The sequence below is a fragment of the Streptomyces sp. NPDC051976 genome, from assembly GCF_040680795.1.
Classification (GTDB): domain Bacteria; phylum Actinomycetota; class Actinomycetes; order Streptomycetales; family Streptomycetaceae; genus Actinacidiphila.
Genome location: NZ_JBFAXL010000060.1, coordinates 1 through 25,144, shown reverse-complemented (window position 1 = coordinate 25,144; position 25,144 = coordinate 1). Strand labels below are relative to the sequence as shown.

Sequence of the window (25,144 nt, the reverse complement as noted above, 5' to 3'; positions counted from 1 at the left end):
ATCGGCACCGTCATGCACATCGCATCGGCCCCAGGTCGCGGGCGCCTTCGCTACGCCGTGAACACGCCCGGTACGCGCCGCAGTACGCGCAGTGACCGGGTCGCGGAGACCTCCTCGAAGACCCCGGAATCCAGCGCCCGCCGGTACACCCGGTACGGCGCCTGCCCGCCGTCCTCGGGGTCCGGGAAGACGTCGTGGATCAGCAGCAGACCGCCCTCGGCGACCAGCGGCGCCCAGCCCTCGTAGTCGCCGGACGCGTGCGCGTCGGTGTGCCCGCCGTCGATGAAGACCAGCCCGAGCGGCTGCCGCCACACCTTCGCCACCTGCGGCGACCGGCCGACGACGGCGATGACGTACTCCTCCAGGCCCGCCGCGTGCAGCGTCCTGCGGAAGGTCGGCAGGGTGTCCATCAGACCGACCTCGGGGTCGACCAGCGAGGTGTCGTGGTACTCCCAGCCCGGCTGCTGCTCCTCGCTGCCGCGGTGGTGGTCGACGGTGACGGCCACCGTGCCCGCGTTCCTCGCGGCGTCGGCCAGCAGGATCGTGGAGCGCCCGCAGTACGTCCCGACCTCCAGCAGCGGCAGCCCCAGCAGTGCGGCCTCCTTGGCGGCGTCGTGCAGGGCGAGCCCCTCGTCGAGCGGCATGAACCCCTTGGCGGCCTCGAACGCCGCGACCACATCAGTCATGCGCACACCCTAGGGCCTGCCGCTGACCTCATGACTCTTCCCCCTTAATGGAACACGTTCTAGTATGCGCGGCCATGGACACAGGTCTTCAGGCGTATGTCGTCGGTGTGGGCATGACCAGGTTCGAGAAGCCAGAGACGCGCGAGTGGGCGTACTGGGACATGGCCAGGGAGGCGGGGACGGCGGCGCTCGACGACGCCGCGATCCCGTACGACCTGGTCGAGCAGGTGCCGGTGGGCTACTGCTTCCAGACCTCGACGGCGGGCCAGCGGGCCGTCTACGAACTCGGCCTGACCGGCGTGCCCGTCTACAACGTCAACAACAACTGCGCCACCGGCGCCACCGCCCTCATGCTCGCCCGCCAGCTCGTCCAGGGCGGCATCGCCGACTGCGTCCTCGCGCTCGGCTTCGAGCAGATGAAGCGCGGCGCGCTGGGCGGCGGCGCGGGCGGCGGGGACTTCGCGACCTCGCCCGTCGCCCGGCACTACGGCGTGATGGCCGCCCGGCACGGCTTCGAGGCGACCCCACCCACCGCCCAGCTCTTCGGCAACGCCGCCCGCGAGCACATGGAGCGGTACGGCACCACCCCGCAGCAGCTCGCCGCCGTCGCCGAGAAGAACCACCGGCACTCCGCCGACAACCCCGACGCGCAGTTCCGGGACGTCTACGACCTCGACGCCGTCCTCGCCTCCCGCACCGTGCACGCCCCGCTCACCAAACTCCAGTGCTCACCGACCTCCGACGGCGCCGCGGCCGCCGTCGTGGCCTCGGCCCGCTTCGTCGCCGCGCACGGCCTCGCCGACCGGGCGGTGGAGATCGCCGGGCAGGCCATGACCACCGACACCGGCGAGTCCTTCGCCTCGGGATCGTGCATCGACGTCGTCGGGCAGCCGATGTCCCGCGACGCCGCCCGCCAGGTCTACGAGAGGTCCGGGCTCGGGATCGGCGACGTGGACGTCATCGAGCTGCACGACTGCTTCTCCGTCAACGAACTGCTCACCTACGAGGCGCTGGGCATGTGCGCGCCCGGCGAGTCCGGCAAGCTCGTCGCCGACGGCGCCACCACGTACGGCGGCCGGTGGGTCGTCAACCCGTCCGGCGGGCTGATCTCCAAGGGCCATCCGCTGGGCGCCACCGGGCTGGCCCAGGTCACCGAGCTGGTCAGGCAGCTGCGCGGCGAGGCGGGCCCGCGCCAGGTGCCGGACGCGCGGGTCGGCCTGGCCCACAACATCGGCCTGGGCGGCGCGGCGGTCGTCACGATGCTGCGGCGGTAGCGGGCCGCGGGTCGGGGGTCGGGCGGCACCGGAGGCGTAGGTCGAAATCCCGATGCTTCCGTGACAGTCCGCACGGCAGCATGGACCCCATGAGCGATCTCCTGGGACAACGCGAGCGAATAGACGGCAGCTCCCCGCGCTCGACGCCACCCGCGTGGGCGGTGCTGATGGCCGTCTGCGCCGGGCAGTTCCTGGTGGTCCTCGACGTCTCCGTGGTCAATGTGGCGCTGCCGTCCATGCGGACCGCCCTCGGCCTCGGCGAGACCGGACAGCAGTGGGTGGTCAACGCCTACGCCCTGACCTTCGCCGGATTCCTGCTGCTCGGCGGCCGGGCCGCCGACCTCTTCGGGCGCAAGCGCACCTTCCTCACCGGCCTCGCCCTCTTCACCGTGGCGAGCCTGGCGGGCGGCCTCGCCCAGTCCGGGGGCATGCTCATCGGCGCCCGCACCCTCCAGGGCCTCGGCGCGGCGGTCCTCGCCCCCACCACCCTGGCGATCCTCACCACGTCCTTCCCGGAGGGCCCGGAACGCACCCGCGCGATCGGCACCTGGACCGCCGTCGGCGCGGGCGGCGGCGCGGCGGGCGGCCTGGTCGGCGGCCTGCTCACCGACTATCTGTCCTGGCGCTGGGTGCTGCTGGTCAACGTGCCGATCGGCGTCCTCGTCATCGTCGGCGCCACCCTGTGGCTGCGCGAGAGCCGCAGCGGCGCCGTCCAGCGCCTCGACATTCCCGGCGCCGTCCTCGTCACCAGCGGCGTCGCGTCCCTCGCCTACGGCATCGCGCAGAGCGAGTCGCACTCCTGGACGTCCGCCGCCTCGGGGCTGCCGGTGCTCGGCGGACTGCTGCTGCTCGCGGTCTTCGTCGCCGTCGAGGCCAGGACCGCCCAACCGCTGATGCCGCTACGGCTGTTCCGGATCCGGTCGGTGTCCGCGGCCAACACCGTCCTGCTGGCGTGCGGCGCCGCGACCTTCGCCACCTGGTACTTCCTGTCCCTCTATATGCAGAACGTGCTGCACTACAGCCCGGTGCGGGCCGGACTGTCCTTCCTGCCGCACACCATCGCCATCATCGTCGGCTCCAAGCTGGCGCCCCGGCTGATGAGCCGGATCGACGGCCGGATCGTCGGCGCCGTGGGCGGCCTGCTGTCCGCCGCGGGCCTCGCCTGGCAGAGCCGCCTTTCCGTCGACGGCCACTTCCTGACCTCGATCCTCGGCCCCGGCGTCTGCACCATGTTCGGCGCGGGCCTGATGCTCACCCCGATCGCCGCCGCGGCCACCTCCGGCGTGGGCATCGGTGAACAGGGCCTCGTCTCCGGCCTCCTCAACACCTCCCGCCAGCTCGGCGGCGCCCTCGGCCTCACCATCCTCGCCACCGCCGCCGCCGACCGCATCTCCACCCGCACCGCCGCCGGCACCCCCGCCCCCCACGCCCTCGCCTCCGGCTACTCCCTCGCCTTCCTCCTGGGCGCCACCTGCCTCCTCATCGGCACCGCCCTCACCGCCCTCCTCCCCAAGCCAGTGCCCCGCTAGGGGCGCGGGGAACTGCGCGCGTCGGGCGGAGGCGGACGTGCCCCGAAGGGGCGCGGGGAACTGCGCGCCCAGTTGGTACGAGACCGGCACTCGGCCACCGCCCCCAGCGCGGCACCCCGGAGGCCGCCGCACCCCGGTGGCCGCCTCACCCGGGGGCCCGGGGGGCCCTAAAGCCACCCGTTCTGCCTGGCCGTCCTGACGGCCTCCATCCGATTACGGGTCCCCGTCTTCCCAATCGCCGCCGACAAATAATTCCGCACCGTCGACTCCGACAGAAAGACCCGCCCCGCGATATCGGCGACGGTCGCGCCGTCGGACGCCGCGTTCAACACGTCCTGCTCGCGCGGCGTGAGCGGACTCGGCCCCGCACTCAGCGCCGCCGCGGCCAGAGCGGGATCAATCACCCGCTCCCCCCGCAGCACGCGCCGAATCGCGTCCGCCAGATCCTCCACCGGCCCGTCCTTGACCAGGAACCCCCCGGCCCCCGCCTCCATCGCCCGCCGCAGATACCCCGGCCGCCCGAAGGTCGTGAGAATCAGCACCCGGCACGACGGCAGCTTCTCCCGCAGCTCCGCGGCCGCGTCCAGCCCGCTGCGCCCCGGCAGCTCGATGTCCAGCAACGCGATGTCAGGCCGCGCCGCCAGCGCCTCCTCCACGATCCGGTCCCCGGCCCCGACCTGCGCGACGACCTCGATGTCGTCCTCCAGATCCAGCAGCAGCGCCAACGCGCCCCGCATCATCCCCTGGTCCTCCGCGAGAAGGACTCTGATCGACGCGGACTGCTCACCGGCGGACTCTGTCATGGGTCCACCCTAGACACTCGGCCCTCCGCCCCAGGCCCCACGGAGATCAACCTGTGGACGTACTCCCGGTCAGTCGCGAGGGGGAGCGACCACCGGCCCGGCGGATGACGACGCCGTGTGCCGCGCGGTGACATCGTCGAGCGGTCGGTTCGCCTCGCCTCACCGGAGTCCTTGATGTCCCGTCAGTTCCCGTCGCCCGAAAGCCGGATGACCACCGCCCCGCGCTGGGCGGTCCTCGCCGCCTGGGCGACCGTGCTGTGCACCGTCCCCTCGTGCGTGTGGCGGCTCTCCCTCGGCTTCGGGGTGGACGTCGGCTTCACCGGCCGACTGGGCTCGATGTACAAGGGGACCGACATCATGGTCTACGTGCTGATCCTGTCGGTGGCCTCGCAGGCGGCGGCCTGCCTCACGCTCGGACTGGTACGGCCGTGGGGCGAGCGGATCCCGCGCTGGGTCCCGCGGCTGGGCGGCCGCCGCATCCCGCCACCGGCGGCGGTCATACCCGCGGCCCTGGGCGCCGTGGCGGTGACGGCGCTGTGCGCCGCGGTCACACTGGTGCCCGGCGGGCCGCTGGACAACCCCGACTTCCCGCAGGGCGCGGCGGGCATGATCATGGACCTCTGCTACGCGCCCCTGCTGCTCTGGGGGCCGCTCGTCGCCGCCCTCACCGTCGCCTACGCCCGCCGCCGCCGGGCGGGCGCCCTGGCCGCCTAGGCCCAGGCCGGTGTCCAGGTCTCCCCGGCGGAGCGGCCGGAGCGGCCCGAGCGGTCGGAACGTCCGGCGCTGAAGTGGGCGAGGAGGGCGGCGAGTGCCGGGTGCGGGTTGTCGCGGTGCCAGAGGAGTGAGTGCGGGTAGACGGGGGTCGGGTCGTGGACGGCGATCCGGCGCAGGTCGTGCTCGGCGGGCCAGACGAGGTGCGTCTGCTCGCCGACGAAGGTCGCCAGTGACGGGGATTCGGCGAGGGTGTCGAGCAGGGGCTGGGTGCCGAAGTCGGGGCCGGTGACCTCGATGACGAGCCCGAACGCGGCGGCGAGGTCGTCGTAGTACGCGGCCCACTCGGTTCCGGGCACGATGCCCGGCATCCAGATCCGGTGCCCGGCGAGCTGGGCCGGTGTGACCGCGCGGGCGGTGGCCAGTTCGTGGACGGGTCCGGTGAGGAACTGGATCGGCTCGTCGAAGGCCCGGACGGCCCCGATGCCGTCGGGGAGCCGCCTGCCGGGCATGGTGACGGCGCGGAAGGACGCGTCGATCGCGCCGGACCGGAGGGCGTCGACGGCCGCGTCGGCGTCGAAGAGGGTCACGACATCGAGTTCGACCTCGGGATACGCGCGATGGAAGTCGCCCAGCACGGCGGCAGGAGCGAGCCGCCGGCCGATCACGTCGACGCGCAGTGCGCGGCGCCCCGGACGTACGGAAGCGACCGCCCGCTCCTCGGCCCGCAGCAGATCGCGGGCGTGGGGCAGGAACGCCTGTCCGTCGACGGTGGGCTTCGCTCCCCGCGCGGTGCGGGTGAACAGCCGCACACCGAGGCTCCTCTCCAACGCGGCGATGCGTTTGGAGACCGCCTGCTGGGTGATCGACAACTCCGCCGCCGCGTCCTGGAACCGCCCTGCGTCCGCGGCGGCCACGAACGTACGCACGGCATCGAGATCCACGCCGGTGATCGTACGTGCACAACGAACGGTTGTGGCTCCGAGGTCAACCGGTTGTTTGCTCCCGCCGCGCACCGCGCGCTTGGATGCCGGTGGTCAGCGGGTGCGGTGTAGGTGCGGGTGCGGGTCGGCGAGAGGTGCGGTGGGCATGCCGGGTAGGCGGCGGGCGCTGGGGCGGCGGTTCGGGTGGCTGTGGGCGGCGTACGCGGTCAGCTCGTACGGCACCGGGCTCGGGTTCGGCGCGTTCCCGCTGATCGCGATCCTCGTACTGCACTCCGGGCCGACGCAGGTGGCGGCGCTGGCCGCCGCCGGGCGGGCGGTGGGGGCCGTGCTGGCGGTGCCGCTCGGTCCCTGGGTGGAGTTCCGCCACAAGCGGCCGGTCATGGTGGCGATGGACCTGACGCGGTGCGCGGCGCTGCTGAGCGTCCCGGCCGCGTTCGCGCTCGGCCTGCTCAGCTTCGCCCAGCTCCTCCTCGTCTCCGTCGTCGTCGCCGCGGCCAACATCGCCTTCAACGCGGCCAGCGGCGCGTTTCTGAAATCACTCGTCCCGCCGGAGGACCTGCTCGTCGCGAACGCCCGGTTCGAGTCGACGATGTGGACGTCGACGGTGCTCGGCCCCCCGCTCGGCGGCGCCGCGGTCGGGATCTTCGGCCCGGTGACGACCGTGGTGGCCGACGCGGTCAGCTACCTGCTGTCGGCCCTGGGTATCCGCGCCATCGGCGGGACGGAGTCGCCGCCCGTCCGGAGCGGCGCGCAGCGGCTGCGGGCAGGCGATCTGCTCGACGGCTGGCGCCACATCCTCACCCACCCCACCCTGCGCCCGCTGTTCTTCAACGTGCTCATGGTCAACGGCCTGATCATGGCCTCCGAGCCGCTGCTCGCCGTACTCCTGCTGGGCCACCTCGGATTCGCGCCCTGGCAGTACGGTCTGGTGTTCGCGGCCCCGTGCGTCGGCGGTCTCGTCGGCTCACGCCTCGCGCGCCCCCTCGCGGCGCGGTTCGGACGGCACAAGGTGATGCGTACCGCCGGGATACTGCGGGCGTGCTGGCCGCTCGGCCTGGCGTTCGTCCGGCCCGGTGTCCCCGGGATGGTCCTCATCATCGTGCTCCAGCTCGGACTGGTGACCTTCATCGGCCTGTTCAACCCGATGCTGGCCACCTACCGGCTCGAACACACCGCCCCCGACCGCGTCGCGCGCACCCTGACCGCGTGGTCGGTCAGCACCAGCGCCAGCATCGCGGCCCTGACCGCCCTCTGGGGTCTGCTCGGCGCCCTCACCAGCCCCCGCATCGCGATCGCCGCCGCGGGCGTACTGCTCCTCGCGTCCCCGCTCCTCCTCCCGCGCCGCGCTCCCACCCCCGCCCCCCTCCTCGACGCAGACCCCGGCCCCGAACCCGCCCCGACCCGGGCGTAGTTCCGCCCACACCACCTTCCCCGGCCCCTCCCTGTCGGCGACCCCCCACCGGCCCCCGCTCAGCGCGTCCACCAACGCCAGCCCCCGCCCCCGCTCCTCGTCCGCCCCCGCCTCCCGCACCCGCGGCCGCCCCTCACCCCGGCTGTCATGCACCTCGATCCTGACCCCGCCCGCCCGCGGTACGAGCCGCGTCCCGATCGACCGCCCCGCCACCCTCGCGTGCTGCATCGCGTTGGTCAGCAACTCCGCCAGCACGAGCGCCGCCGCCTCTTGCAGTTCCTGGCCGAGTCCCCACTCGGCGACGGTCTCCGTCAGCACATGCCGGGCCCGGTGAATCTCCTTGGGCGTCGCCGCCCAGAGCTGTACGGCCGAGCGGGGTGGTGCGTCGTGCATGGCGCTGCCTCCGAAGCGAGCGTGGGGGTAGGGCGAAGTCCTCGCCGAGGGTGAGGAGTTCGCAGCGCTGTGTGAGCGTCTGCCTGCCAGCGTGGCAGCGGGGGAGCTACGGTGGTACCGCTCGGCGGAATTCTGTTCGTCAAAATCAGACGTGAATTTCCACGCCCAATAGGCGAGTTCACGACGTTTGTCGGCACCTCCCGCTGCGGCGCAGAAGGTTCCTTGCACGCCTGGAACCTTCACCGACACACTGGAACACAGCGCGGAGGAGAAGCAGATGATCACGGACGTAGAGGCGGCGACCCCCGCGCTCTGCCGTCTCCAGTTAGGGAGCGAACTGCGCCAACTGCGCCTGGCCTCCGGCCTCAAGGGCGCCCAGGTGGTCAAGAAGCTCCGGTGGAGCCCGTCGAAGCTCACGCGGCTCGAAACCGGCGAGAACTCCTCCGTGGAGCCGGATGACGTACTGGCGCTGTGCGACATCTACCAAGCTGACGCCGAGGCGCGCGAACGACTGCACGGATACGCCGTCGTCACCCGTATCAAGCGGGACTGGTGGCTCTCCCGCGAGTACCGCCCGGTGGTCAACCCGGGTTTGAGGGCCTTCCTCGACCTGGAGGCCACCGCGACCTCGCTCCAGACCTACGAGTCCGAGTTCGTCCCGGGCCTACTCCAGACCGAGGCGTACGTGCGCGCGATCCACCAGATCCATCAGCGGGCACGCGAGGCGCTGTCAGCCCAGGACCTGGACCGTACGGCCACCGTTCGCACAACGCGGGCAGCGGTGCTCAGCCGCCCTGACACACCGCTGAAGTTCACCGCCATCATCAACGAAGCGGTGCTGCGTAGGGCGGTGGGTCAGCCGCCGGTCATGCGCGATCAACTCGCCCACATCGTGGATGTGGTGGAGTCCCGGCCCAACGTCCGCGTACAGGTCGTGCCGTTCCGCGTCGGCGCGCACGCGGGCATGGAAGGGTCGTTCTTCCTTTTCCACTTTCCGGAGCGGCTTGCCCTCAAGCCGATGGTCTACCTGGAAAACCTGTCGGACGCATGGGTCAAGCGGGGCGATAGTGAGGTCGAACGCTACCGAGACGCGTTCACCGACCTCCAAGCCCTCGCGCCGGGACCGCAGGAGTCCCTGAGCATGATCAAGGAAGCAATTAAGGAGCATTGATAGCGATGACCTTCATAGCTGAAGCTCTCGGCGGCGCCGACTGGTTCAAGTCCAGCTACAGCAACGCTTCCGGCGGCGCCTGCGTTGAGGCCGCCCGCCTGGGCACCGGCTCGATGGCCGTGCGCGACTCCAAGGACCCCGAGGGCCCGGCCCTGGTCTTCCCGGCCGAGGCGTGGGCCGCCTTCGCGACGGCGGTTCGCGGGGGCGAATTCCCCGCCTGTTGAACGGGCCGGTGAAGGAGCATTGATGATGTTCAAGCCCGACGCTCTCAGCGGCGCCGAATGGTTCAAGTCGAGCCACAGCAACGACCAGGGCGGCAATTGCGTTGAGGCCGCCCGCCTGGGCACCGGCTCGATGGCCGTCCGCGACTCGAAGGACCCCCAGGGCCCGGCCCTGGTCTTCACACCGGAGGCGTGGTCCGCCTTCGCCGCCGCCGCGCGCAGCGGCGAGTTCCCCGCGGCCTGACGCAAGGCCGATTCGGCGCCCCCAGCGGCCCCGCGGCTTCGGCCGCGGGGCCGTTGGCGTACCCGGAAACAACGGATCGCTTGACGGGGGTACCGGCTAGCCTCCATGGTTAGCTACATGAGTAATGAACCGACGAACCGCGAGACGCGGTGGTCGGCGTGAAGGACGACGGGCGGCCGCTGTTCCTCCAGATCGCCGAGAAGATCGAGAACTCGATCGTCGACGGAAGCCTGGCCGCGGACACCCAGGCGCCCTCGACGAACGAGCTCGCGGCCTTCCACCGGATCAACCCGGCGACGGCGGCGAAGGGCATCAACCAGCTCGTCGCCGACGGGATCCTCTACAAGAAGCGGGGCATCGGCATGTTCGTCGCCACGGATGCCCGCGCCCAGCTGCTGGAGCGGCGGCGCGGGGACTTCACGCGGCAGTTCCTCGCCCCGCTGATGGCGGAGGCGGGCAAGCTCGGCATGGAAGCCGAGGAGATCAAGAAGCTGATCGACCTCTGGGAGCCCGAACAATGAACGTGGTGCGCACATCCGGGGTGACCAAGCAGTACGGTTCCCTCGCCGCGCTCGCCGGGGTGAGCGTGGAGCTCGCCGAGAACACCATCCACGGCCTGCTGGGCCGCAACGGCGCGGGCAAGACCACGCTGATGCGTATCCTCACCGGCCAGGACTTCGAGACCGGCGGCACGGTGGAGGTCTTCGGGCAGCACCCGTACGAGAACGCCGAGGTGCTCTCGCGGGTCTGCTTCATCAAGGAGAGCCAGCAGTACCCGGAGAAGTTCCGGGTCCGGCACGCGCTCCGGGCGGGCGAACTGCTCTACGAGAACTGGGACAGCGCGTATGCCGCGGCGCTGCTCGCGGACTTCGCCGTACCGGCCGACCGGCTGATCGGCAAGCTCTCCCGGGGCCAGCTCTCGGCGGTCGGGGTGATCATCGGGCTGACCGCGCGCGCTCCGCTGACCCTTTTCGACGAGCCGTACCTGGGCCTGGACGCCGTGGCGCGCCAGTTGTTCTACGACCGGTTGCTGGCCGACTTCGCCGAACACCCGCGCACCATCGTGCTCTCCACCCACCTGATCGACGAGGTCAGCGACTTGATCGAGCATGTCGTCCTGCTCGACCGGGGCCGGGTGCTCATCGACGCCGACGCGGAGACGCTGCGGGGCGAGGCCGTCGCGGTGAGCGGGCCGGCCGACGCCGTCGAGCGATTCGCCGCAGGCTACGAGGAGTTGCACCGCGAGCGGATCGGCGGCTCGCTGCGCGTCACCCTCGTCGGCGCCCGGGACCGGTACGAACCCGGGCTGGACTTCGAGCCGGTCTCGTTGCAGCAACTGGTCGTCCGTACCACCCAACGCCACGACGTGCCGGTCGCCGCCGGGAAGGAATCCTGATGACACGCCTGCTCGACATCGCGCGGATCCAGTTGGTCAACTGGCCCGCCCTGGTCGCCTATCCGCTGGGCCTGCTGGTCGCGATGCCCCTGCTGGGCTGGGGCATCGACGTCTCCAACGGCGAAACGGGCGGATCCCCGCACGCGATCTTCCTGCTGCCGATGGTGTGGGGCGTCGTCGCGAGCGGGCACTTGCAGTCCATGACCCAGGTCTTCCCGTTCGCGCTCGGGCTCGGTGTGACGCGCCGCCGGTTCGCCGCGGCGACGGCGCTGGTCGTCACGGCGCAGGCGCTGCTCCTCGGGCTGGGGCTGGTGGTGTGCGCCGCCATCGAGCGGGCGACCGGCGGCTGGGGCCGGGAAGCCCGTATCTTCGGGCTCGGCGCGCTGCGCACGGACGACCCGTTCACGCAGTGGCTCTCCTACAGCGGTCTGATCATCGGCGCGTCGGCGCTCTGCGTGCTCGTCGGTACGGTGTTCCAGCGGTGGCGGCAGACCGGGATCTACCTCTCGGTCTTCGGCACCACCGCACTGCTGGCCGGGATCGGTTCGCTGGCGTCCAGCCAGAACTGGTGGCCCGCGATCGGGCGGTTCTTCGACGACTGGCCCTCACTCACGGTCTTCACCGCCTTTCCGCTGGCTCTCGCGCTGGCACTCGGCGGTGCGGCGTGGCTGGTGCTTCGCCGTGCGACTCCCTGATCATCCCCAAAGAGGCAATATTGCCCCCGCGCTCCTGACTCTTTTTCACATCAAATGCGGCGCCGCGTAGTTGGCGTAATTGCGCAACCTCTGAGGTACCTCAAGTTTGGTGAAGACCGCTTGACCGTGCCACTGCCCGCTCCGTAGGTTCTGCGCATGGCAACTCCGAGAACGGGGTTACGGGGTCTCGCTTTTATGCGAGAGACAGGAGAAACTCCCTTGACCAGGGGGAAATACAGAATGAGCAGCCTGCTGCTCGCGGCAGGTTCTCTCGCCACAGCGGCCGTACTGCTGCCGCAGGCGTCCGCGCAGGCTCAGGAATCCAGCGCTTCGGCCGTACCCGCCAACTATTCCGATCTGCTTTCCAGCGGTGCTCCCATACCGCTGGCATCGGCGGCAACTCCGGAAGCGCAGAAGTTCGAGGAGGTGGCGACCACCTTCGGTGTCTCCGACGCGGACCAGCAGCAGATGCTGCAGAACGGCACGTGGACGAGCTACCCGGTCTACGCCGCCACCTCCATCGACGACGGCGTCACCGACGATGACGACGACGCGACCTCGCCGATCAACGGCGTCCAGTCCGTCGTGACGATCGAACCGCAGGTCAACGGCAGCTTCGACTCGGCCAACAGCGGCGCTCCGGTGACCGACTCGTCGCCCGACAGCGGCGGCTACATCTGCACCCACGGCGACAACCCGACCTACACCGTCTACGCGTTCAATGTCGCCCGGCGCAAGATCTACCGCTATTCCCTCCACGAGGGTTTCTGCCGGGAGGGATTCCAGCAGACCGTCCACAGCTTCGACTCCGCTCCCACCATCCACCACCACGTATACGGCTGGGCCTCGGTGGCCGGCTGGAGCTGGGGCGGTCAGGACCTTTCCGGCACCAAGGGCCCCGAGTTCTACACCACCCTCGGTAAAAGCCACGGCGGCGTCCGCACCTGGCGCGAGGGCCAGTTCAACTACTCACCCATCCGCGTCCCCGTAGGCCAGATCCAATACTTCCCCTGGATCCACCTATACGGCCGCGGAAACGGCACCGTCAGCGCCACCTGGGACATCGACTGACATTCCCCGCACCCCCCAAAAAAGCCTTCTCCCCTGCACCATGAAACAAAAAGCGCCGCCCGGCCCGACCACCCGGGCGGCGCTTCCCCGTCTCCTTCCACCCAGGGCTGCGGATGGCCGGATCGGGGCGGCGCGAAACCGCCGTCCGGGGGCAGAAGCCGGGAAAGGGGTTCGAGGCGGGCCGCCGGAGGGACAGGTTCTGCGGCGGCGGGAGGAGCGAGGTGCGCAGTGGACCGTACGGAGCTGTACTGGCTGGTGGCCGGCGTCGCGGTGCTCGCGCTGCTCAGTGCGGTGATCGCGGTGCGGGTCCTGCTGAAGCTGGTGCGGGCGCGGCGGCTGCTGAAGTCCACCGGGATGCCGCTGTCCACCAAGGCCATGTTCTGGGGGTCGATCGCCTACCTGATCTGGCCGGTGGACCTGCTGCCCGATCCGATCTACCTGGACGATCTCGGCTTCCTGATGCTCGCACTGCGCTCGGTGCACGCGGCGCTAGGCCGTTCCGGGGCAGCGGCCGGTTCCGGCGAACTCGATCCTCGCCGGCGCGGGTGACGCCGGACCATCTCGGTTCGAACGGGCGTGTTACCTCAACTCCGGGGCACAAGGCGGACATGGGCATCATCGGATGGATCGTTCTGGGACTCCTCGCCGGCGCCATCGCCAAGGTCATCCTTCCGGGGCGCGACCCCGGCGGCCTGATCGTGACGACACTGATCGGCATTGTCGGCGCATTCCTCGGCGGATGGCTGTCCGCCAAGCTGCTGGACAAGCCGATACCGCACGACTTCTTCGACGGCAAGACCTGGCTGGCGGCGATCGGCGGCTCACTGGTGCTGCTGATCTTCTACCGGCTGCTGTTCGGTGACTCACGCGCCCGGCGTTGACCCGGCCCGGCCACGAATCCCACCTGCCCCCGACGTCGGAGGACCGCTCGGCGGCGGCTTCAGGCGATCGCGTCCTCCTCCACAGGGAGGGTGGCGGTGACGCGGAAGCCGCCGCCTTGGGCGGGGCCGGAGGAGAGGGAGCCGCCGGCGGCGGCGAGGCGTTCGGTGAGGCCGCGGAGGCCGGTGCCGAGGCGGTGGGGGGAAGGGGAGGTAGGGGAGGCGGGTGGGGGGCCGGAGCCGTTGTCGGTGATGGTGAGGTGGGCGTGGTCGCCGTCGGTGCGGAGTTCGATACGGGCGAGGGACGCGCCGCTGTGGCGGACGACGTTGGTGACGCCCTCGCGGACGACCCAGCCGAGGAGGGCCTCGGTCTGCGGGGGGAGCGGGGGGCCGGTCTCCTGGACGACGACCTCGATGTCGGAGGCGGCCAGGGCGGAACGGGCCCGGTCCAGCTCGGTGGACAGGCTGCCCTCGCGGTAGCCGGTGACGGCCTCGCGGATCTCGGTGAGGGCCTGGCGGCCGACCGCCTCGATGTCCGCGACCTGCGCCAGCGCCGCGTCGAGGTTGCGCGGGGCGAGCCTGCGCGCGGCCTCGGACTTCACGACGATCACCGACATGGTGTGCCCGAGCAGATCGTGCAGGTCGCGTGAGAACCGCATCCGCTCCTCGGCCACGGCGCTGCGCGCCAGTTCCTGCCGGGTCGCCTTGAGCTGGGTGACCGCGTGGAAGAGGGTGATGATCACCGAGACGACCAGGCCGGACAGGAAGGTGCCGTAGGCCAGGCTCGCGGTGCTCCAGAAGCCCTGGTGCTGCACCCCGGCGATCGTGCCCGCCGTGGCGCTCAGCGGCATCAGCATCACGCCCAGATGGCGGCGGCTGGTGGCGACGCTGCCCACGCAGAGCGAGACCAGCACGAACAGCAGCAGGAAGTTGTCCCCGAAGCCGATCGCCAGCGCGACGGTGGTGGCGGCGAGCGCGCCCAGCAGCCGGAACGGCACCGGCCCGTTGCGCCACCGGTCACTGAACGCCGAGCGGACCGTGCACACGTACAGCACGCAGAAGACCGCAAGGCCGGTCGCGGCGGCCCACGCCGGGTGGATCTGGCCCTTGATGATGTCGGTGCCGGGGCCGACGGCCATCAGCAGCCAGGGGACCAGCGCGCCCCCGTCCGGGCCCTTGAGATGCTCGATCTCCTCGGCGAAGTCCTTGGGCTCCCGCCGCCACCACGCTCCGCGGCAGTCCTCGTCGACGTCCTTGGTCATTCCCATGCCGGTCCCCGTCCCCGTCCCCGTCAGGTCGCGCGGCACCGCGTGTGTCATGGCGTTCACGCGGTGTGCGCGCCACGGCGGTGCGAGAGCACAGCGTAACCGGCGGAGGTCAGCGGCCCTCCGGTGAGCGCCGGGGCGGCCGGGGAGGCGGTGGGAGCGGGGGTGTTCTCCATGGTCACGACGGTACGAGCGGGCCCGCGGCGGCGGCAGAGGGGAATGTCCGCGAGCGGCCGGTACAAATGTCACACGACCAAAGTCTGACGATGTGTCAGCTCAGCTCTTCTCAGCTCCCGGGCTTTGCGTTATACATGGGCCATCTCTAGAACACGTTCTATCCGGTGTCGGAGACCCGAGAGCGACCCCGGCGCGGCCGACGGTGCGGACAGTCGCGCCGGGGTCCCGCCAACCGTCGGCCCGTCCACCCCGCGCAGGAGAGCCAGGAGGACCATGCCCATCGATGTCGCGAAGGCGCTCGCCGCCCCGCCGCGCAGCACCGAACTCGCCTGGGACCACAAGGACGTTCTCCTCTACCACCTCGGCATCGGCGCCGGCCGGCCCGCCACCGGGGCCGACGAACTGCGCTACACCCTGGAGAGCCGCCTCCATGTGCTGCCCACCTTCGCCACCGTCGCCGGAGGCGGCCTCGCCGCCGCGGGCGGACTGACCGCGCCCGGTATCGAGGTCGACCTCGCCGCGGTGCTGCACGGCGGCCAGCGCCTCGAACCGCACCGCCCGCTGCCGGTACGCGGCCGGGCCGTACAGACCAGCCGGGTCGCCGCCGTGTACGACAAGGGCAAGGCGGCCGTCATCGTGCTGCGCGGCGAAGTCGCCGACGACGACGGGCCGTTGTGGTCCTCCGACACACAGATCTTCGTACGCGGCGAAGGCGGCTTCGGCGGCGACCGCGGGCCGTCGCAGCGCAGCACACCCCCGTCCGGCGCCCCGGACAAGACCGTCGACGTACCCACCCGTGAGGACCAGGCGCTGCTCTACCGGCTGTCCGGGGACTGGAACCCGCTGCACGCCGACCCCGAGTTCGCCGCCCGCGCGGGCTTCGACCGGCCGATCCTGCACGGGCTCTGCTCGTACGGCATCGCGCTCAAGAGCGTCACCGACACGCTGCTCGGCGGCGACGTCGGCCGGATCAGGGCCTACAGCACCCGCTTCGCCGGGGTCGTCTTCCCCGGCGAGACGCTGCGCGTCCGCATGTGGACGGGCGCCGACGACACGGAAGGCACCGGCACCGCGATCAGGGTCGCGGTGACTGCGGTGGAGCGGGACGACGCCCCGGTCCTCGCCGACACGGTCGTCGAGGTCAACCCGCCCGGCCCGCCGACCCCGTAACGCTCACGACAACCGACAGCACAGCACCAACCACCGCACCCACCACGCACTGAACCACCCGAGGGGAGCCGTACCGTGCGCGCAGCCATCCAGCAGGAGACCGGCCAGGACAAGCTCGAAGTGGTCGACGACATCGAGGCCGCGGGCTTCGGTCCCGGCAAGGTGCGCATCCGCGTCAAGGCCACCGGACTGTGCCACTCCGACCTGTCCGCGATGAACGGCGTGCTGCCGCAGCCCGCGCCGTTCGTCCCCGGCCACGAGGGCGCGGGCGAGGTCGTCGAGGTCGGCGAGGGCGTCACCAACGTCAAGGCGGGCGACCGGGTACTGGTCTGCTGGCTGCCCGCCTGCGGCCAGTGCCCCTCCTGCAAACGCGGCCAGACCCAGCTCTGCATCGCCGGGTTCCTCAATGCCGGAACCCCCAACTACCGCCGCCCCGGCGGCGATGTGTTCGGCTTCGCCGGTACCGGCACCTTCGCCGAGGAAGTCGTCGTCGACTCGCTCTGCGCCGTACCGATCCCCGACGACGTGCCGTACGAGATCGCCGCGCTCATCGGCTGCGGCGTCACCACCGGCATCGGCGCCGCGATCAACACCGCCCGGGTGGAGGCCGGTTCGTCGGTGGTGGTGATCGGCTGCGGCGGCGTCGGCATCAGCGTGATCCAGGGCGCCCGCGCGCTGGGCGCCGCCGAGATCGTCGCCGTCGACCCGGTCGAGTCCCGCCGCGAGGCCGCCCTCCGCTTCGGTGCCACCGAGGCCCTCGCCCCCGACGCGCTGGCCGACGCAAAGAACCGGCTCACCGCGGGCGAGGGCTTCGACTACGTCTTCGAGGTCGTCGGCAAGTCCGCCACCGCGCGCACCGCGTACGAGACCACCCGCCGCGGCGGCACCCTGTGCGTCGTCGGCGCGGGCGCCATGGACGACAACCTGCAGATCAACATGTTCGAGCTGTTCTTCGACGAGAAGCGGATCCTGCCGTCCCTCTACGGCGGCGGCGACGTCCTGCGCTCGTACGACCGCGTGATCAAGCTGTGGCGGGCCGGGCGGATCGACCTGGAGGGCCTGATCACCCACCGGGTGCGCCTGGAGGAGATCAACGAGGCCATCGACCAGATGCGGACGGGGGTGGCGCTGCGCACCTCGATCACGATCTGAGCCACCTCAGCCACCTGAGCCACGGAGCCGTCCGAGCCACCTGAGCCGTCCGAGGCCCACCGACCGAACCATCCGAGGGGACATCCATGCGGGAGTTGCAGAGTCAGCCGCTGTCCGGGCTGACCGCGATCGTCACCGGCGCGGGGCGCGGCCTGGGCCGGGCCGAGGCGCTGGAACTGGCCGGGCTCGGCGCGCACGTCGTCGTCAACGACTTCGGGCAGCCGGGCCGCGACGGTACGGGCGAGGCGTCCGCGACTCCCGCACAGGAGGTGGTGGACGAGATCACCGCCTCCGGCGGGGACGCGGTGGCCCACCACGGTGACGTCGCCGACCACGAACAGGCCCGTGAGCTGGTCGAGTCGGCCGTCGCCCGCTACGGGCGGCTCGACATCCTGGTCAACAACGCCGGGATCCTGCGCGACCGGATGGTCTTCTCGATGTCGGAGGACGAGTGGGACTCGGTGATCCGGGTCCACCTCAAGGGCCACTTCAACACCACCCGCTTCGCCGCCGCCCACTGGCGCGAGCGTTCCAAGGCGGCGGGCGGGCCGGTCTTCGGCCGGATCGTCAACACCTCCTCCGAGGCGTTCCTCGCCGGTTCCGCGGGCCAGCCCAACTACGCCGCCGCCAAAGGCGGCATCGTCGGCCTGACCACGTCGACGGCCGAGGCCCTGCGGCGCTACGGGGTGACCGTCAACGCCATCTGCCCGCGGGCCAGGACCCGTATGACGGACGACGTCTTCGCGGGGTTCGCCGTCCCGGCCGACGGGCTCGACCCGCTCGACCCCGGCCATGTCTCCCCGCTGGTCGGCTATCTCGCCTCACCGGCGGCCGAACGCGTCACCGGCCAGGTCTTCGTCGTCCACGGCGGCATGGCGGCCCTCCTCGAACGCCCCAAGGTGGCCGCCAAGTTCGACACCGCCAAGGACGCCTTCGGCTACCCCGAACTCGACGCCCTCCTCACCCCCTACTTCGCCGACCGCGACCCCCGGACGGGCTTCGCGGCGGCCGAAGTGCTGCGGCTGGCACACGAGTAGCGCGTCCGGGGGTCGCTCCGGGCTGGGGGGAGGCGGCGCTCAGGTGGCCGTGGTGAACACCTGTACGGAGTTCGCGGCGATCGTCAGGTTGCGGCCGCCCGTGAAGTCCGCCGACAGGGTGCCGACCTTCTTCGGGAACCCGTTGCCGTCGACGGCCGGGGGCGTGTCCCTGCTGTACAGGTACTTGTTGAGGACCACCGGTCCCGTCGGCTCGGTCAGCGACACCGTCTGCGTACTGTCGGTGCGGTTGACCAGGACGAAGGTCCAGCCGCCTCCGGGCAGTTGGGCGGCCAGCACCCGGACGCCGGTGGGTTCGGCGGGGGCGTGGATCGTCGCGCGCGGCGGCAGGTAGCGGCTCAGCAGGCTCCAGGTGTAGAACCACGGCCGCAGCGCGGTGGAGTGCGCCGACACCTTGGAGGGATCCTCGCTGCCGCGTCCCCACATCCCGCAGTAGGTCTGCGTGGCGTAGCCGTCCAGGCACCAGGCCGCGGCGCCGTCGATCCCGGCGCGCGCCTCTTGGACGGCGAGGTCGGCCATCCGCAGCGGCTGCGTGGTGTCCAGCGCGAAGTCGTAGTTCTTGTTCCCGTGCGCGTCCTGGAGCGCCTTCATGCCCGTCTCGCCGAGCAGGATCGGACGGCCGGGCAGGGCGGCGCGGAGCTGCGACACGGCCTCGGTCAGCACCGGCTCCACGTACTCCGGCGCCGCGCCGTACAGCTCCTGGTCGTAGTAGTGCGCCTCGCTGGCACCCAGCAGACCGCTCTGGGCGGAGCGCAGCCACCAGTTGTTGTTGTCGTTCCAGGCGCCGGTGTCCAGGGAGCTCTGCGTCTTCGACAGGTCGTCGAGCGGGTCGAGGAGCGTGGTGGAGCTGTTGGAGACGCTCATCGAGCCGACCGTGTGCTCAAGATTCGACGAAGCCACCGACAGCCGCAGGTACTTGGCGTTCGTGAGCCCGGAGGCCGTGTACGTGTAGCGGTACGAGTCGTCGCCGTTCGCCCCGGTGACCATCTGGACCGGCACCGGCGCGGGCACGCCGATCTTGTTCCAGTTGACGCCGTCGGGCGAGGTCTGGAAGGTGACCGCCGTGTCGGTGCCGCTGCCCGAGTACACCTGCGTGGTGAAGGAGTTGAGCGCCGCCAGCTTCCACACCAGCGCGGCGTTGCATCCGCCGCCACCGCACGTCGGCGCGCTCTCGTGGCCCAGGTCGCCCGCGTAACCGGAGATCCCGGCCTCGGCGGTGTCCGCGCCGGAGATCGTGGTCTTCGCGGTGTCGACGCCCGCGGTGGCGAACGCGCCGGCCAGGTTGCCCGTCGCCGTCAGCCAGTCCGCGTAGGAGTACGACTTCGTGTCCGTCGCCACGTTCGGCTCGTTGAGGCCCACCCAGTACGTCGGGGTGGCGCCGTCGTCCTGCAGGCGCTTGGCGAGCGTCGCCTGGACGGTGGCGGTGTGCGGCAGCGTGTACGTCAGGTCGCCGATGCCGAAGAGCCCGCTGACCACCGGAATGCCCTGGGCGACGTAGTACTTGACCACCTTCTCGGCGCTCTGGAACGCGTCGCTGGTGAAGTCGTAGTGGTCCGAGGTGTCGCTGCCCGTCCAGAACCACGGCAGATCGAACATCACCCGGACCACACCGGGCTGGAGGTAGCCGGCGCGCTTGGTCATCAGGGTCCAGTCGTCGCCGGACCAGGTGGTGCCGTTGGGCGGTTGGGGGTTCTGGTTGTAGCCGAAGCCGATCCAGTGGCTGCCCACCACGTCGTCGGGCGTGACGGCACCACTGGGTGTCGGGGCTGCCAGCACCCCGGTCAGCGCCGCCGCGGCGGCGAGCGCGATCGCGTATCTCGTACGGCTGGTACGCCAGGACACGCGGGAGGCCGATCGTGGTCGCAAGGCACTCTCCAGTGCGGAGGGAGGGGTGCTGCCGCACGGCGCCGGACGTCGGCCGCGCGGACCGGTCAGCCGATCGCCGACGCACCCGAGTCTGGGTGCGCTCCGTCCCCGCCCGCATCCGTGGAGCTACGTAGCGGGACCACGGTCGCTACGTATGCGGGGCCCGGCCCTCGGGCGAAGCGGCCCCCACCGCCGCCTGAGAACGGGCCCCCGCCGCCCGGTGGCGGTCAGTCCTCGGACGGCCGCCGGTGCTTGCCGCGCGGTGCCGACTCCGCGTCGTCGGAGGACGCGGGCCCGCGGTGGCGGCCCTCCGGCCCCTCGGCGGAGTGGTCGATCGAACGTGCGTCAGACATCTGTGTGCTCCCCGTGATCCCCGTGGAATGACGTACCGGCCAGGGCCGGTTGCGCGCGAGAAGAGTGAATCCGTGAGCTGGGTACGCCGATTGGCGTCGGTCACGGTAGGCGCCCCCCCGGCGCGCGACTGCGGTCGATACTAGCGGCGGGCCAACGCCGCGGATCATGGGGGCGCGTGTCGTCACACGACTGTTACAGCACCAAGAGGAGCCTGTTGCAGGGGCAGTACCGACCAGCGCCGACGGCCCCGCGCGCCCCCGCGGGCGAGCGGCGCCGCCGCCCGATCCGGTAACGCGATCCGCCCGGCGTCCGCGGGCGCCGCCTCCGGCGCGGCGTACTCCGCGAGCCCGCAGGCCCACTGCGGCGCCGCACACGGAAGGCGCAGGTTCTCACCCGGCAGCCACATCCCGGTCGCGCCCAGCCAGCCCGCGGGCGACGCCCGCCAGTGCAACCGCCGCTCGCCCGGCCGCCACAGCGCCAGCGACTCCGCCCCGCCGGGCACCTCCGCCCGCAGCGCGACCACCGACGCCTCCGGCATCAGGATCTGACCGGGCTGCGCCGCGACCGGCGTCAGCAGCGCGCCCGCCACCCGCAGCGCGTCGGGGAACCGTACCGGCCGCCTGCTGCCCAGCACGCCCCAGCCGAGCCGGGCCTCACCCGTGGCGTCACTGCGCAGCAGCAGCAGACCGCTGTCCGGCTCGGCCAGCAGCAGCCGGTCGTCGCTGTCCTCGGTGAGCTGCAGCAGCGGGCTGGTCTCCCCGGCCCGCAGGTCGACGGCGACCGCCTTGGTACGGCCCGCCAGCTCGCGGTCGAGCGCCAGCAGCCGCCCCGTACGGTCCAGCCACACCCCGCCCGTGCAGCGCCCGGCCACCGTCATCAGCAGCCGCGGCGCCCCGTCGCCCGTACCGTGCACCTGCCACACCGCGGAGGTGCCGCCGGCGCCCGGGCCCGCCTCGCCGTCCTTGACGTACACCAGCGCGAAGCCGGTGCCGGGCGCGGGGGAGGGCGGCAGCAGGGTCACCTCGGAGCCGGTGAGCGAGCCGAGCGGCAGCTCGCCGGTGCCGGGCCCGGTGGGGTAGAGGAGCGCCAGGTCGTGGCGGTCGGCGACGCGGCGCCTGATCAGCACCCGGCCGTCGGACAGCGGCACCACCTGGGTGCCCGGCTCCTCCGGCTGGGTGCCGGGCAGCGGCACCGCGTACGGCTCGGGACCGTCGAGGGCCCAGCGCTCGGGGAACCAGCGGCCCGACGGCCGGGCTCCTACCCCGCCCTTGTCCGGGACGGCCTCCCCGGCTCCTTCCGGTGCGGCCTGCGCCGCTGAGGTCTCCTCCGGCGCGGCCTCGGCCAGGCAGGCCGCGTACGACCCGTCGGCGGCGATCGTGAAGCCCGACCTGCGCAGTACGCGAGCGGCCGGGGGGATGTCCATGGCGCTGACGGTCATGTGGGATGTCCACCTCCGGCACAGGACCGTAGTTTTCGTACTTCCGGACGATCAACGAAGCTCGATACGTTTCACACGTAAGGGTGCCGGTTTTCCCGTTTGGCTCCGCCCGTGGGGCAGTTGTGCTCCACACCCGCCGGGCCGCCGCCCGCGGCCGTCCGGTCCCGGCCACCGCCCTCCCGCCGCATCCCGCCCGCCGCCACCGGCCAGGTAACCTTCATGCGTGCCCACACTGTCCGATGTCCTCGCCGCACTCGACGCTCTCTGGCCCCCGGAGCGGGCCGAGGGGTGGGACGCGGTGGGCCTGGTCTGCGGTGAGCCGGACGCCCAGGTCAGCCGGGTGCTGTTCGCCGTCGACCCGGTCCGCGAGGTCGTCGACGAAGCGGTACGGATCGGCGCCGACCTGCTGGTCACCCACCACCCGCTCTACCTGCGCGGTACGACGACGGTGGCACCGACGGGCCCCGCCGGTTTCAAGGGCCGCGTCGTGCACGACCTGATCAGGAACGGCATCGCGCTGCACGTGGCCCACACCAACGCCGACCGCGCCGACCCCGGCGTCTCCGACGCGCTGGCGGGCGCGGTGGGCCTGCGGATCACCGGCCCCCTCGTCCCCGACCCGACCGACCCCGCGGGACGCCGCGGCCTCGGCCGGATCGGCGAGCTGGACGTACCACTGACCCTGGGCGAGTTCGCCGACCGGGCGGCCCGCGGGCTGCCCCGTACCGCCACCGGGCTGCGGGTCGCCGGCGACCCGGACCTCGTGGTCCGTACCGTCGCGGTCTGCGGCGGCTCCGGCGACAGCCTCTTCGACGAGGTCCGCGCCGCCGGGGTCGACGTCTACCTCACCGCCGACCTGCGGCACCACCCGGCCTCCGAGGCGCAGCAGACCGGCGGCCCCGCGCTCGTGGACGCCGCCCACTGGGCCACCGAGTGGCCCTGGTGCGAGCAGGCGGCGGGCCAGCTCGACGAGATCTCCGACCGGCACGGCTGGGCGCTGCGCACCCATGTCTCGTACGCGGTCACCGACCCGTGGACAGCGCACGCTGTCACCCTTGTCCCCTAGTCCTCCCGTCCCTTCCAGCAGCACAGGAGCCCCCGCTGAACGCCGAGCCCGCAGACCAGATCCGTCTCCTCGAAGTCCAGGCACTCGACTCGCGTATCGCGCAGCTCGACCACAAGAGCAGGAACCTGCCGGAGCACGCGGAGCTGGAGCGCCTGGGCGCCGACCTCACGCAGCTGCGCGACCTGCTGGTGGCCGCGCAGACCGAGGAGAGCGACACCGCCCGCGAGCAGACCAAGGCCGAGCAGGACGTCGACCAGGTCCGCCAGCGCGCCACCCGCGACCAGCAGCGCCTCGACGCCGGTGTGGTCACCTCGCCCAAGGACCTGGAGAACCTCCAGCGCGAGATCACCTCGCTGGCCAAGCGGCAGAGCGACCTGGAGGACGTCGTCCTCGAGGTCATGGAGCGCCGTGAGAACGCCCAGCAGCGGGCCACCGAGCTGACCGGCCGGGTCGAGTCCGTCCAGACCAAGGTCACCGAGGCCGAGGCGCGCAAGTCCGCCGCGCTCGAAGGCATCGACGCGGAGGGCTTCACCGCGGCCAAGGAGCGGGAGATCATCGCCGGCGTGATCCCCGCCGACCTCATGAAGCTCTACGACAAGCTGCGCGCGCAGCAGGGCGGCGTCGGCGCCGCCCGGCTCTACCAGAAGCGGTGCGAGGGCTGCCGCCTGGAGCTGAACATCACTGAGCTGAACGCCGTCCGCGCGGCGTCGGCCGACACGGTCGTGCGCTGCGAGAACTGCTTGCGCATCCTGGTGCGTACGGCCGAGTCCGGGCTGTAGTGGCGGGCTCGGCGTCGGCTTCGGGTTCGGCGTCGGCTTCGGCCTCCGACGGGCCGCGGTCCCTTGTCGTCGAGGCCGACGGTGGGTCCCGGGGCAATCCCGGGCCCGCCGGTTACGGTGCCTGCGTGCTCGATCCGGTCACCGGTGAGACGCTCGCCGAGACCGCCGAGTACCTCGGCCGCGTCACCAACAACGTCGCCGAGTACCGCGGGCTGATCGCCGGGCTGCGCGCCGCCCACGCGCTCGATCCCGGGGCCGAGGTGCGGGTCCGGATGGACTCCAAGCTCGTCGTCGAGCAGATGTCGGGGCGCTGGAAGATCAAGCACCCCGACATGCGGCCGCTGGCGGCCGAGGCGCGGACGATCTTCCCCGCGGGGCGGGTCAGTTACGAGTGGATTCCGCGCGAGAAGAACAAGCACGCGGACCGGCTGGCCAATGAGGCGATGGACGCGGGGCTGGCCGGGAGGGTGTGGGAGCCGACGGCTTCCGTGTCCGTTCCGGCTTCCGCGTCCGCTCCGGATTCTGTGCCCGCCCCGGGTTCGGGTGGCGCCGGGTGGAGCGCGGACATGGGGGCGCCCACCACGCTGGTGCTGTTGCGGCACGGTGAGACCGCCCTTACGCCGCAGAAGCGCTTCTCCGGGAGCGGTGGGTCCGATCCCGAACTGTCCGAGACGGGGCTCCTCCAGGCGCAGCGGGTCGCGGCCGCGCTGGCCGCGCGCGGCACCGTGCAGGACGTCGTCAGCTCACCACTGGCCCGCTGTCGGCAGACCGCGGGCGCCGTCGCCGATCGGCTCGGCCTTGAGGTGCGGGTCGACGAAGGGCTGCGCGAGACGGACTTCGGGGCGTGGGAGGGGCTGACCTTCGGCGAGGTGCGGGAGCGGTATCCCGCCGAGCTGGACGCGTGGCTCGCCTCTCCGGAAGTCGCGCCGCCAGGCGGCGAGAGCTTCGAGGCGGTGGCGGGGCGGGTCGGGCGCGCGCGTGACGACCTGCTGGCGCGTTACCCGGGGCGTACGGTGCTGGTGGTCACCCACGTCACGCCCGTCAAGACGCTGGTCCAGCTCGCGCTCGGCGCTCCTTCCGAGTCGCTCTTCCGCATGGGGCTGTCCGCGGCGTCGCTGACCGCCATCGCCTATTACGCGGACGGGAACGCGTCCTTGCGGGTGTTCAACGACACCGGGCATTTGCGCTGACGGCTGACGGCTGACGGCTGACGTTGGTGGTGGGGCTGCCGCTCCGTGTGACTCGTTTCTGGTCAACCCGCCGGGCGGGCCCCCGTGGGTCCGCCCGGCGGGTTGGCTGGGGTCAGTCCTCGGTGGGTGCGGAGGGCAGTTTGCTTTGGATGAGGTCCATGACGGTGGAGTCGGTGAGGGTGGTGACGTCGCCGAGTTCGCGGTT

General features: G+C 71.7%; 26 protein-coding genes and 1 pseudogene. 19 read left to right on the top strand and 8 right to left on the bottom strand.

Features of this window, described 5'->3' with window-relative positions:
* Positions 1 to 50: 50 nt before the first annotated feature.
* Complete coding sequence (locus AB0M29_RS37200; protein ID WP_365391127.1) at positions 51 to 686, bottom strand: class I SAM-dependent methyltransferase; 636 nt, start codon at positions 684 to 686, stop codon at positions 51 to 53.
* A 74-nt stretch (positions 687 to 760) separates the two neighbouring features.
* Between AB0M29_RS37200 and AB0M29_RS37195 the strand changes: the two genes are divergently transcribed.
* Together AB0M29_RS37195 and AB0M29_RS37190 are read left to right on the top strand one after the other, a co-directional pair.
* A complete protein-coding gene (locus tag AB0M29_RS37195; RefSeq protein WP_365391125.1) occupies positions 761 to 1,960 on the top strand; it encodes a beta-ketoacyl synthase N-terminal-like domain-containing protein in 1,200 nt (399 codons plus the stop codon).
* Positions 1,961 to 2,049: 89 nt separating this feature from the next.
* Positions 2,050 to 3,489, top strand: coding sequence for an MFS transporter (locus AB0M29_RS37190; protein WP_365391123.1), 1,440 nt, complete (start codon positions 2,050 to 2,052; stop codon positions 3,487 to 3,489).
* 167 nt (positions 3,490 to 3,656) lie between these two features.
* On the opposite strand, the gene AB0M29_RS37185 is transcribed toward AB0M29_RS37190, so the two are convergent.
* Positions 3,657 to 4,292, bottom strand: a complete 636-nt coding sequence (locus AB0M29_RS37185) for a response regulator transcription factor (RefSeq protein WP_365391121.1) — start codon at positions 4,290 to 4,292, stop codon at positions 3,657 to 3,659.
* Between the two features lie 174 nt (positions 4,293 to 4,466).
* Between AB0M29_RS37185 and AB0M29_RS37180 the strand changes: the two genes are divergently transcribed.
* Positions 4,467 to 5,006 (top strand): hypothetical protein, encoded by a 540-nt coding sequence (locus tag AB0M29_RS37180; protein WP_365391119.1) that lies wholly within the window; start codon positions 4,467 to 4,469, stop codon positions 5,004 to 5,006.
* Here the strand turns inward: AB0M29_RS37180 and AB0M29_RS37175 are convergent.
* The gene (locus AB0M29_RS37175; RefSeq protein WP_365391117.1) at positions 5,003 to 5,947 is read right to left on the bottom strand and encodes a LysR family transcriptional regulator; all 945 of its coding nucleotides are present in this window, start codon (positions 5,945 to 5,947) and stop codon (positions 5,003 to 5,005) included. The two genes, AB0M29_RS37180 and AB0M29_RS37175, sit on opposite strands and share 4 nt — an antisense overlap.
* 145 nt (positions 5,948 to 6,092) lie before the next feature.
* Between AB0M29_RS37175 and AB0M29_RS37170 the strand changes: the two genes are divergently transcribed.
* The gene (locus AB0M29_RS37170) at positions 6,093 to 7,358 is read left to right on the top strand and encodes an MFS transporter (RefSeq protein WP_365391115.1); all 1,266 of its coding nucleotides are present in this window, start codon (positions 6,093 to 6,095) and stop codon (positions 7,356 to 7,358) included.
* A 117-nt stretch (positions 7,359 to 7,475) separates the two neighbouring features.
* Here AB0M29_RS37170 and AB0M29_RS37165 read toward each other — a convergent pair.
* Positions 7,476 to 7,751: pseudogene (locus tag AB0M29_RS37165) on the bottom strand (ATP-binding protein); the annotation flags it as partial.
* Between the two features lie 277 nt (positions 7,752 to 8,028).
* On the opposite strand from AB0M29_RS37165, the gene AB0M29_RS37160 reads away from it, so the two are divergent.
* The 9 genes from AB0M29_RS37160 (at position 8,029) to AB0M29_RS37120 (ending at position 13,430) form a co-directional block, all read left to right on the top strand.
* Positions 8,029 to 8,922, top strand: coding sequence for a helix-turn-helix transcriptional regulator (locus AB0M29_RS37160; RefSeq protein WP_365391113.1), 894 nt, complete (start codon positions 8,029 to 8,031; stop codon positions 8,920 to 8,922).
* 5 nt (positions 8,923 to 8,927) lie between these two features.
* On the top strand, positions 8,928 to 9,146 hold the full coding sequence (locus AB0M29_RS37155; protein ID WP_365391111.1) for a DUF397 domain-containing protein: 219 nt from the start codon (positions 8,928 to 8,930) through the stop codon (positions 9,144 to 9,146).
* A gap of 22 nt (positions 9,147 to 9,168) precedes the next feature.
* Positions 9,169 to 9,387 (top strand): DUF397 domain-containing protein, encoded by a 219-nt coding sequence (locus AB0M29_RS37150; RefSeq protein WP_365391109.1) that lies wholly within the window; start codon positions 9,169 to 9,171, stop codon positions 9,385 to 9,387.
* Positions 9,388 to 9,545: 158 nt separating this feature from the next.
* Entirely contained in the window at positions 9,546 to 9,908 is a 363-nt protein-coding gene (locus tag AB0M29_RS37145) for a GntR family transcriptional regulator (protein WP_365391107.1), read from the top strand.
* Positions 9,909 to 9,913: 5 nt separating this feature from the next.
* Entirely contained in the window at positions 9,914 to 10,783 is an 870-nt protein-coding gene (locus AB0M29_RS37140) for an ABC transporter ATP-binding protein (protein ID WP_365391106.1), read from the top strand.
* Positions 10,783 to 11,478 (top strand): hypothetical protein, encoded by a 696-nt coding sequence (locus AB0M29_RS37135; RefSeq protein ID WP_365391104.1) that lies wholly within the window; start codon positions 10,783 to 10,785, stop codon positions 11,476 to 11,478. Before AB0M29_RS37140 ends, AB0M29_RS37135 begins: the two co-directional genes overlap by 1 nt.
* A 240-nt stretch (positions 11,479 to 11,718) precedes the next feature.
* The gene (locus tag AB0M29_RS37130) at positions 11,719 to 12,549 is read left to right on the top strand and encodes a hypothetical protein (RefSeq protein WP_365391103.1); all 831 of its coding nucleotides are present in this window, start codon (positions 11,719 to 11,721) and stop codon (positions 12,547 to 12,549) included.
* Between the two features lie 228 nt (positions 12,550 to 12,777).
* Positions 12,778 to 13,098 carry a YkvA family protein gene (locus tag AB0M29_RS37125; RefSeq protein ID WP_365391101.1) on the top strand — a complete coding sequence of 107 codons (321 nt, stop codon included), beginning with the start codon at positions 12,778 to 12,780 and terminating at the stop codon, positions 13,096 to 13,098.
* Between the two features lie 59 nt (positions 13,099 to 13,157).
* Complete coding sequence (locus AB0M29_RS37120; protein WP_365391100.1) at positions 13,158 to 13,430, top strand: GlsB/YeaQ/YmgE family stress response membrane protein; 273 nt, start codon at positions 13,158 to 13,160, stop codon at positions 13,428 to 13,430.
* Between the two features lie 59 nt (positions 13,431 to 13,489).
* Here AB0M29_RS37120 and AB0M29_RS37115 read toward each other — a convergent pair whose 3' ends face one another.
* The gene (locus AB0M29_RS37115; RefSeq protein ID WP_365391099.1) at positions 13,490 to 14,695 is read right to left on the bottom strand and encodes a sensor histidine kinase; all 1,206 of its coding nucleotides are present in this window, start codon (positions 14,693 to 14,695) and stop codon (positions 13,490 to 13,492) included.
* Positions 14,696 to 15,142: 447 nt separating this feature from the next.
* On the opposite strand from AB0M29_RS37115, the gene AB0M29_RS37110 reads away from it, so the two are divergent.
* The 3 genes from AB0M29_RS37110 (at position 15,143) to AB0M29_RS37100 (ending at position 18,228) form a co-directional block, all read left to right on the top strand.
* Positions 15,143 to 16,039 carry a MaoC/PaaZ C-terminal domain-containing protein gene (locus tag AB0M29_RS37110; protein WP_365391098.1) on the top strand — a complete coding sequence of 299 codons (897 nt, stop codon included), beginning with the start codon at positions 15,143 to 15,145 and terminating at the stop codon, positions 16,037 to 16,039.
* A gap of 75 nt (positions 16,040 to 16,114) precedes the next feature.
* Positions 16,115 to 17,191, top strand: a complete 1,077-nt coding sequence (locus AB0M29_RS37105) for an alcohol dehydrogenase catalytic domain-containing protein (protein WP_365391096.1) — start codon at positions 16,115 to 16,117, stop codon at positions 17,189 to 17,191.
* An 86-nt stretch (positions 17,192 to 17,277) separates the two neighbouring features.
* Positions 17,278 to 18,228 (top strand): 3-oxoacyl-ACP reductase, encoded by a 951-nt coding sequence (locus AB0M29_RS37100; RefSeq protein WP_365391094.1) that lies wholly within the window; start codon positions 17,278 to 17,280, stop codon positions 18,226 to 18,228.
* 39 nt (positions 18,229 to 18,267) lie between these two features.
* Here AB0M29_RS37100 and AB0M29_RS37095 read toward each other — a convergent pair whose 3' ends face one another.
* The 3 genes from AB0M29_RS37095 to AB0M29_RS37085 all read right to left on the bottom strand — a co-directional run bounded on the left by AB0M29_RS37095 (position 18,268) and on the right by AB0M29_RS37085 (position 21,904).
* Positions 18,268 to 20,088 carry a hypothetical protein gene (locus tag AB0M29_RS37095; protein WP_365391092.1) on the bottom strand — a complete coding sequence of 607 codons (1,821 nt, stop codon included), beginning with the start codon at positions 20,086 to 20,088 and terminating at the stop codon, positions 18,268 to 18,270.
* Between the two features lie 251 nt (positions 20,089 to 20,339).
* Positions 20,340 to 20,465, bottom strand: a complete 126-nt coding sequence (locus AB0M29_RS37090) for a hypothetical protein (protein ID WP_365391090.1) — start codon at positions 20,463 to 20,465, stop codon at positions 20,340 to 20,342.
* 182 nt (positions 20,466 to 20,647) lie between these two features.
* Complete coding sequence (locus AB0M29_RS37085) at positions 20,648 to 21,904, bottom strand: hypothetical protein (RefSeq protein ID WP_365391088.1); 1,257 nt, start codon at positions 21,902 to 21,904, stop codon at positions 20,648 to 20,650.
* A gap of 223 nt (positions 21,905 to 22,127) precedes the next feature.
* Here AB0M29_RS37085 and AB0M29_RS37080 point away from each other — a divergent pair, with 223 nt between their 5' ends.
* The 3 genes from AB0M29_RS37080 to AB0M29_RS37070 are packed head-to-tail and all read left to right on the top strand — an operon-like array spanning position 22,128 to position 24,939.
* On the top strand, positions 22,128 to 22,970 hold the full coding sequence (locus AB0M29_RS37080; protein WP_365391086.1) for a Nif3-like dinuclear metal center hexameric protein: 843 nt from the start codon (positions 22,128 to 22,130) through the stop codon (positions 22,968 to 22,970).
* 35 nt (positions 22,971 to 23,005) lie between these two features.
* Positions 23,006 to 23,749, top strand: a complete 744-nt coding sequence (locus tag AB0M29_RS37075; RefSeq protein WP_365391166.1) for a C4-type zinc ribbon domain-containing protein — start codon at positions 23,006 to 23,008, stop codon at positions 23,747 to 23,749.
* A complete protein-coding gene (locus AB0M29_RS37070; protein WP_365391084.1) occupies positions 23,749 to 24,939 on the top strand; it encodes a bifunctional RNase H/acid phosphatase in 1,191 nt (396 codons plus the stop codon). The genes AB0M29_RS37075 and AB0M29_RS37070 overlap by 1 nt, the downstream gene beginning before the upstream one ends.
* Positions 24,940 to 25,144: the final 205 nt, after the last annotated feature.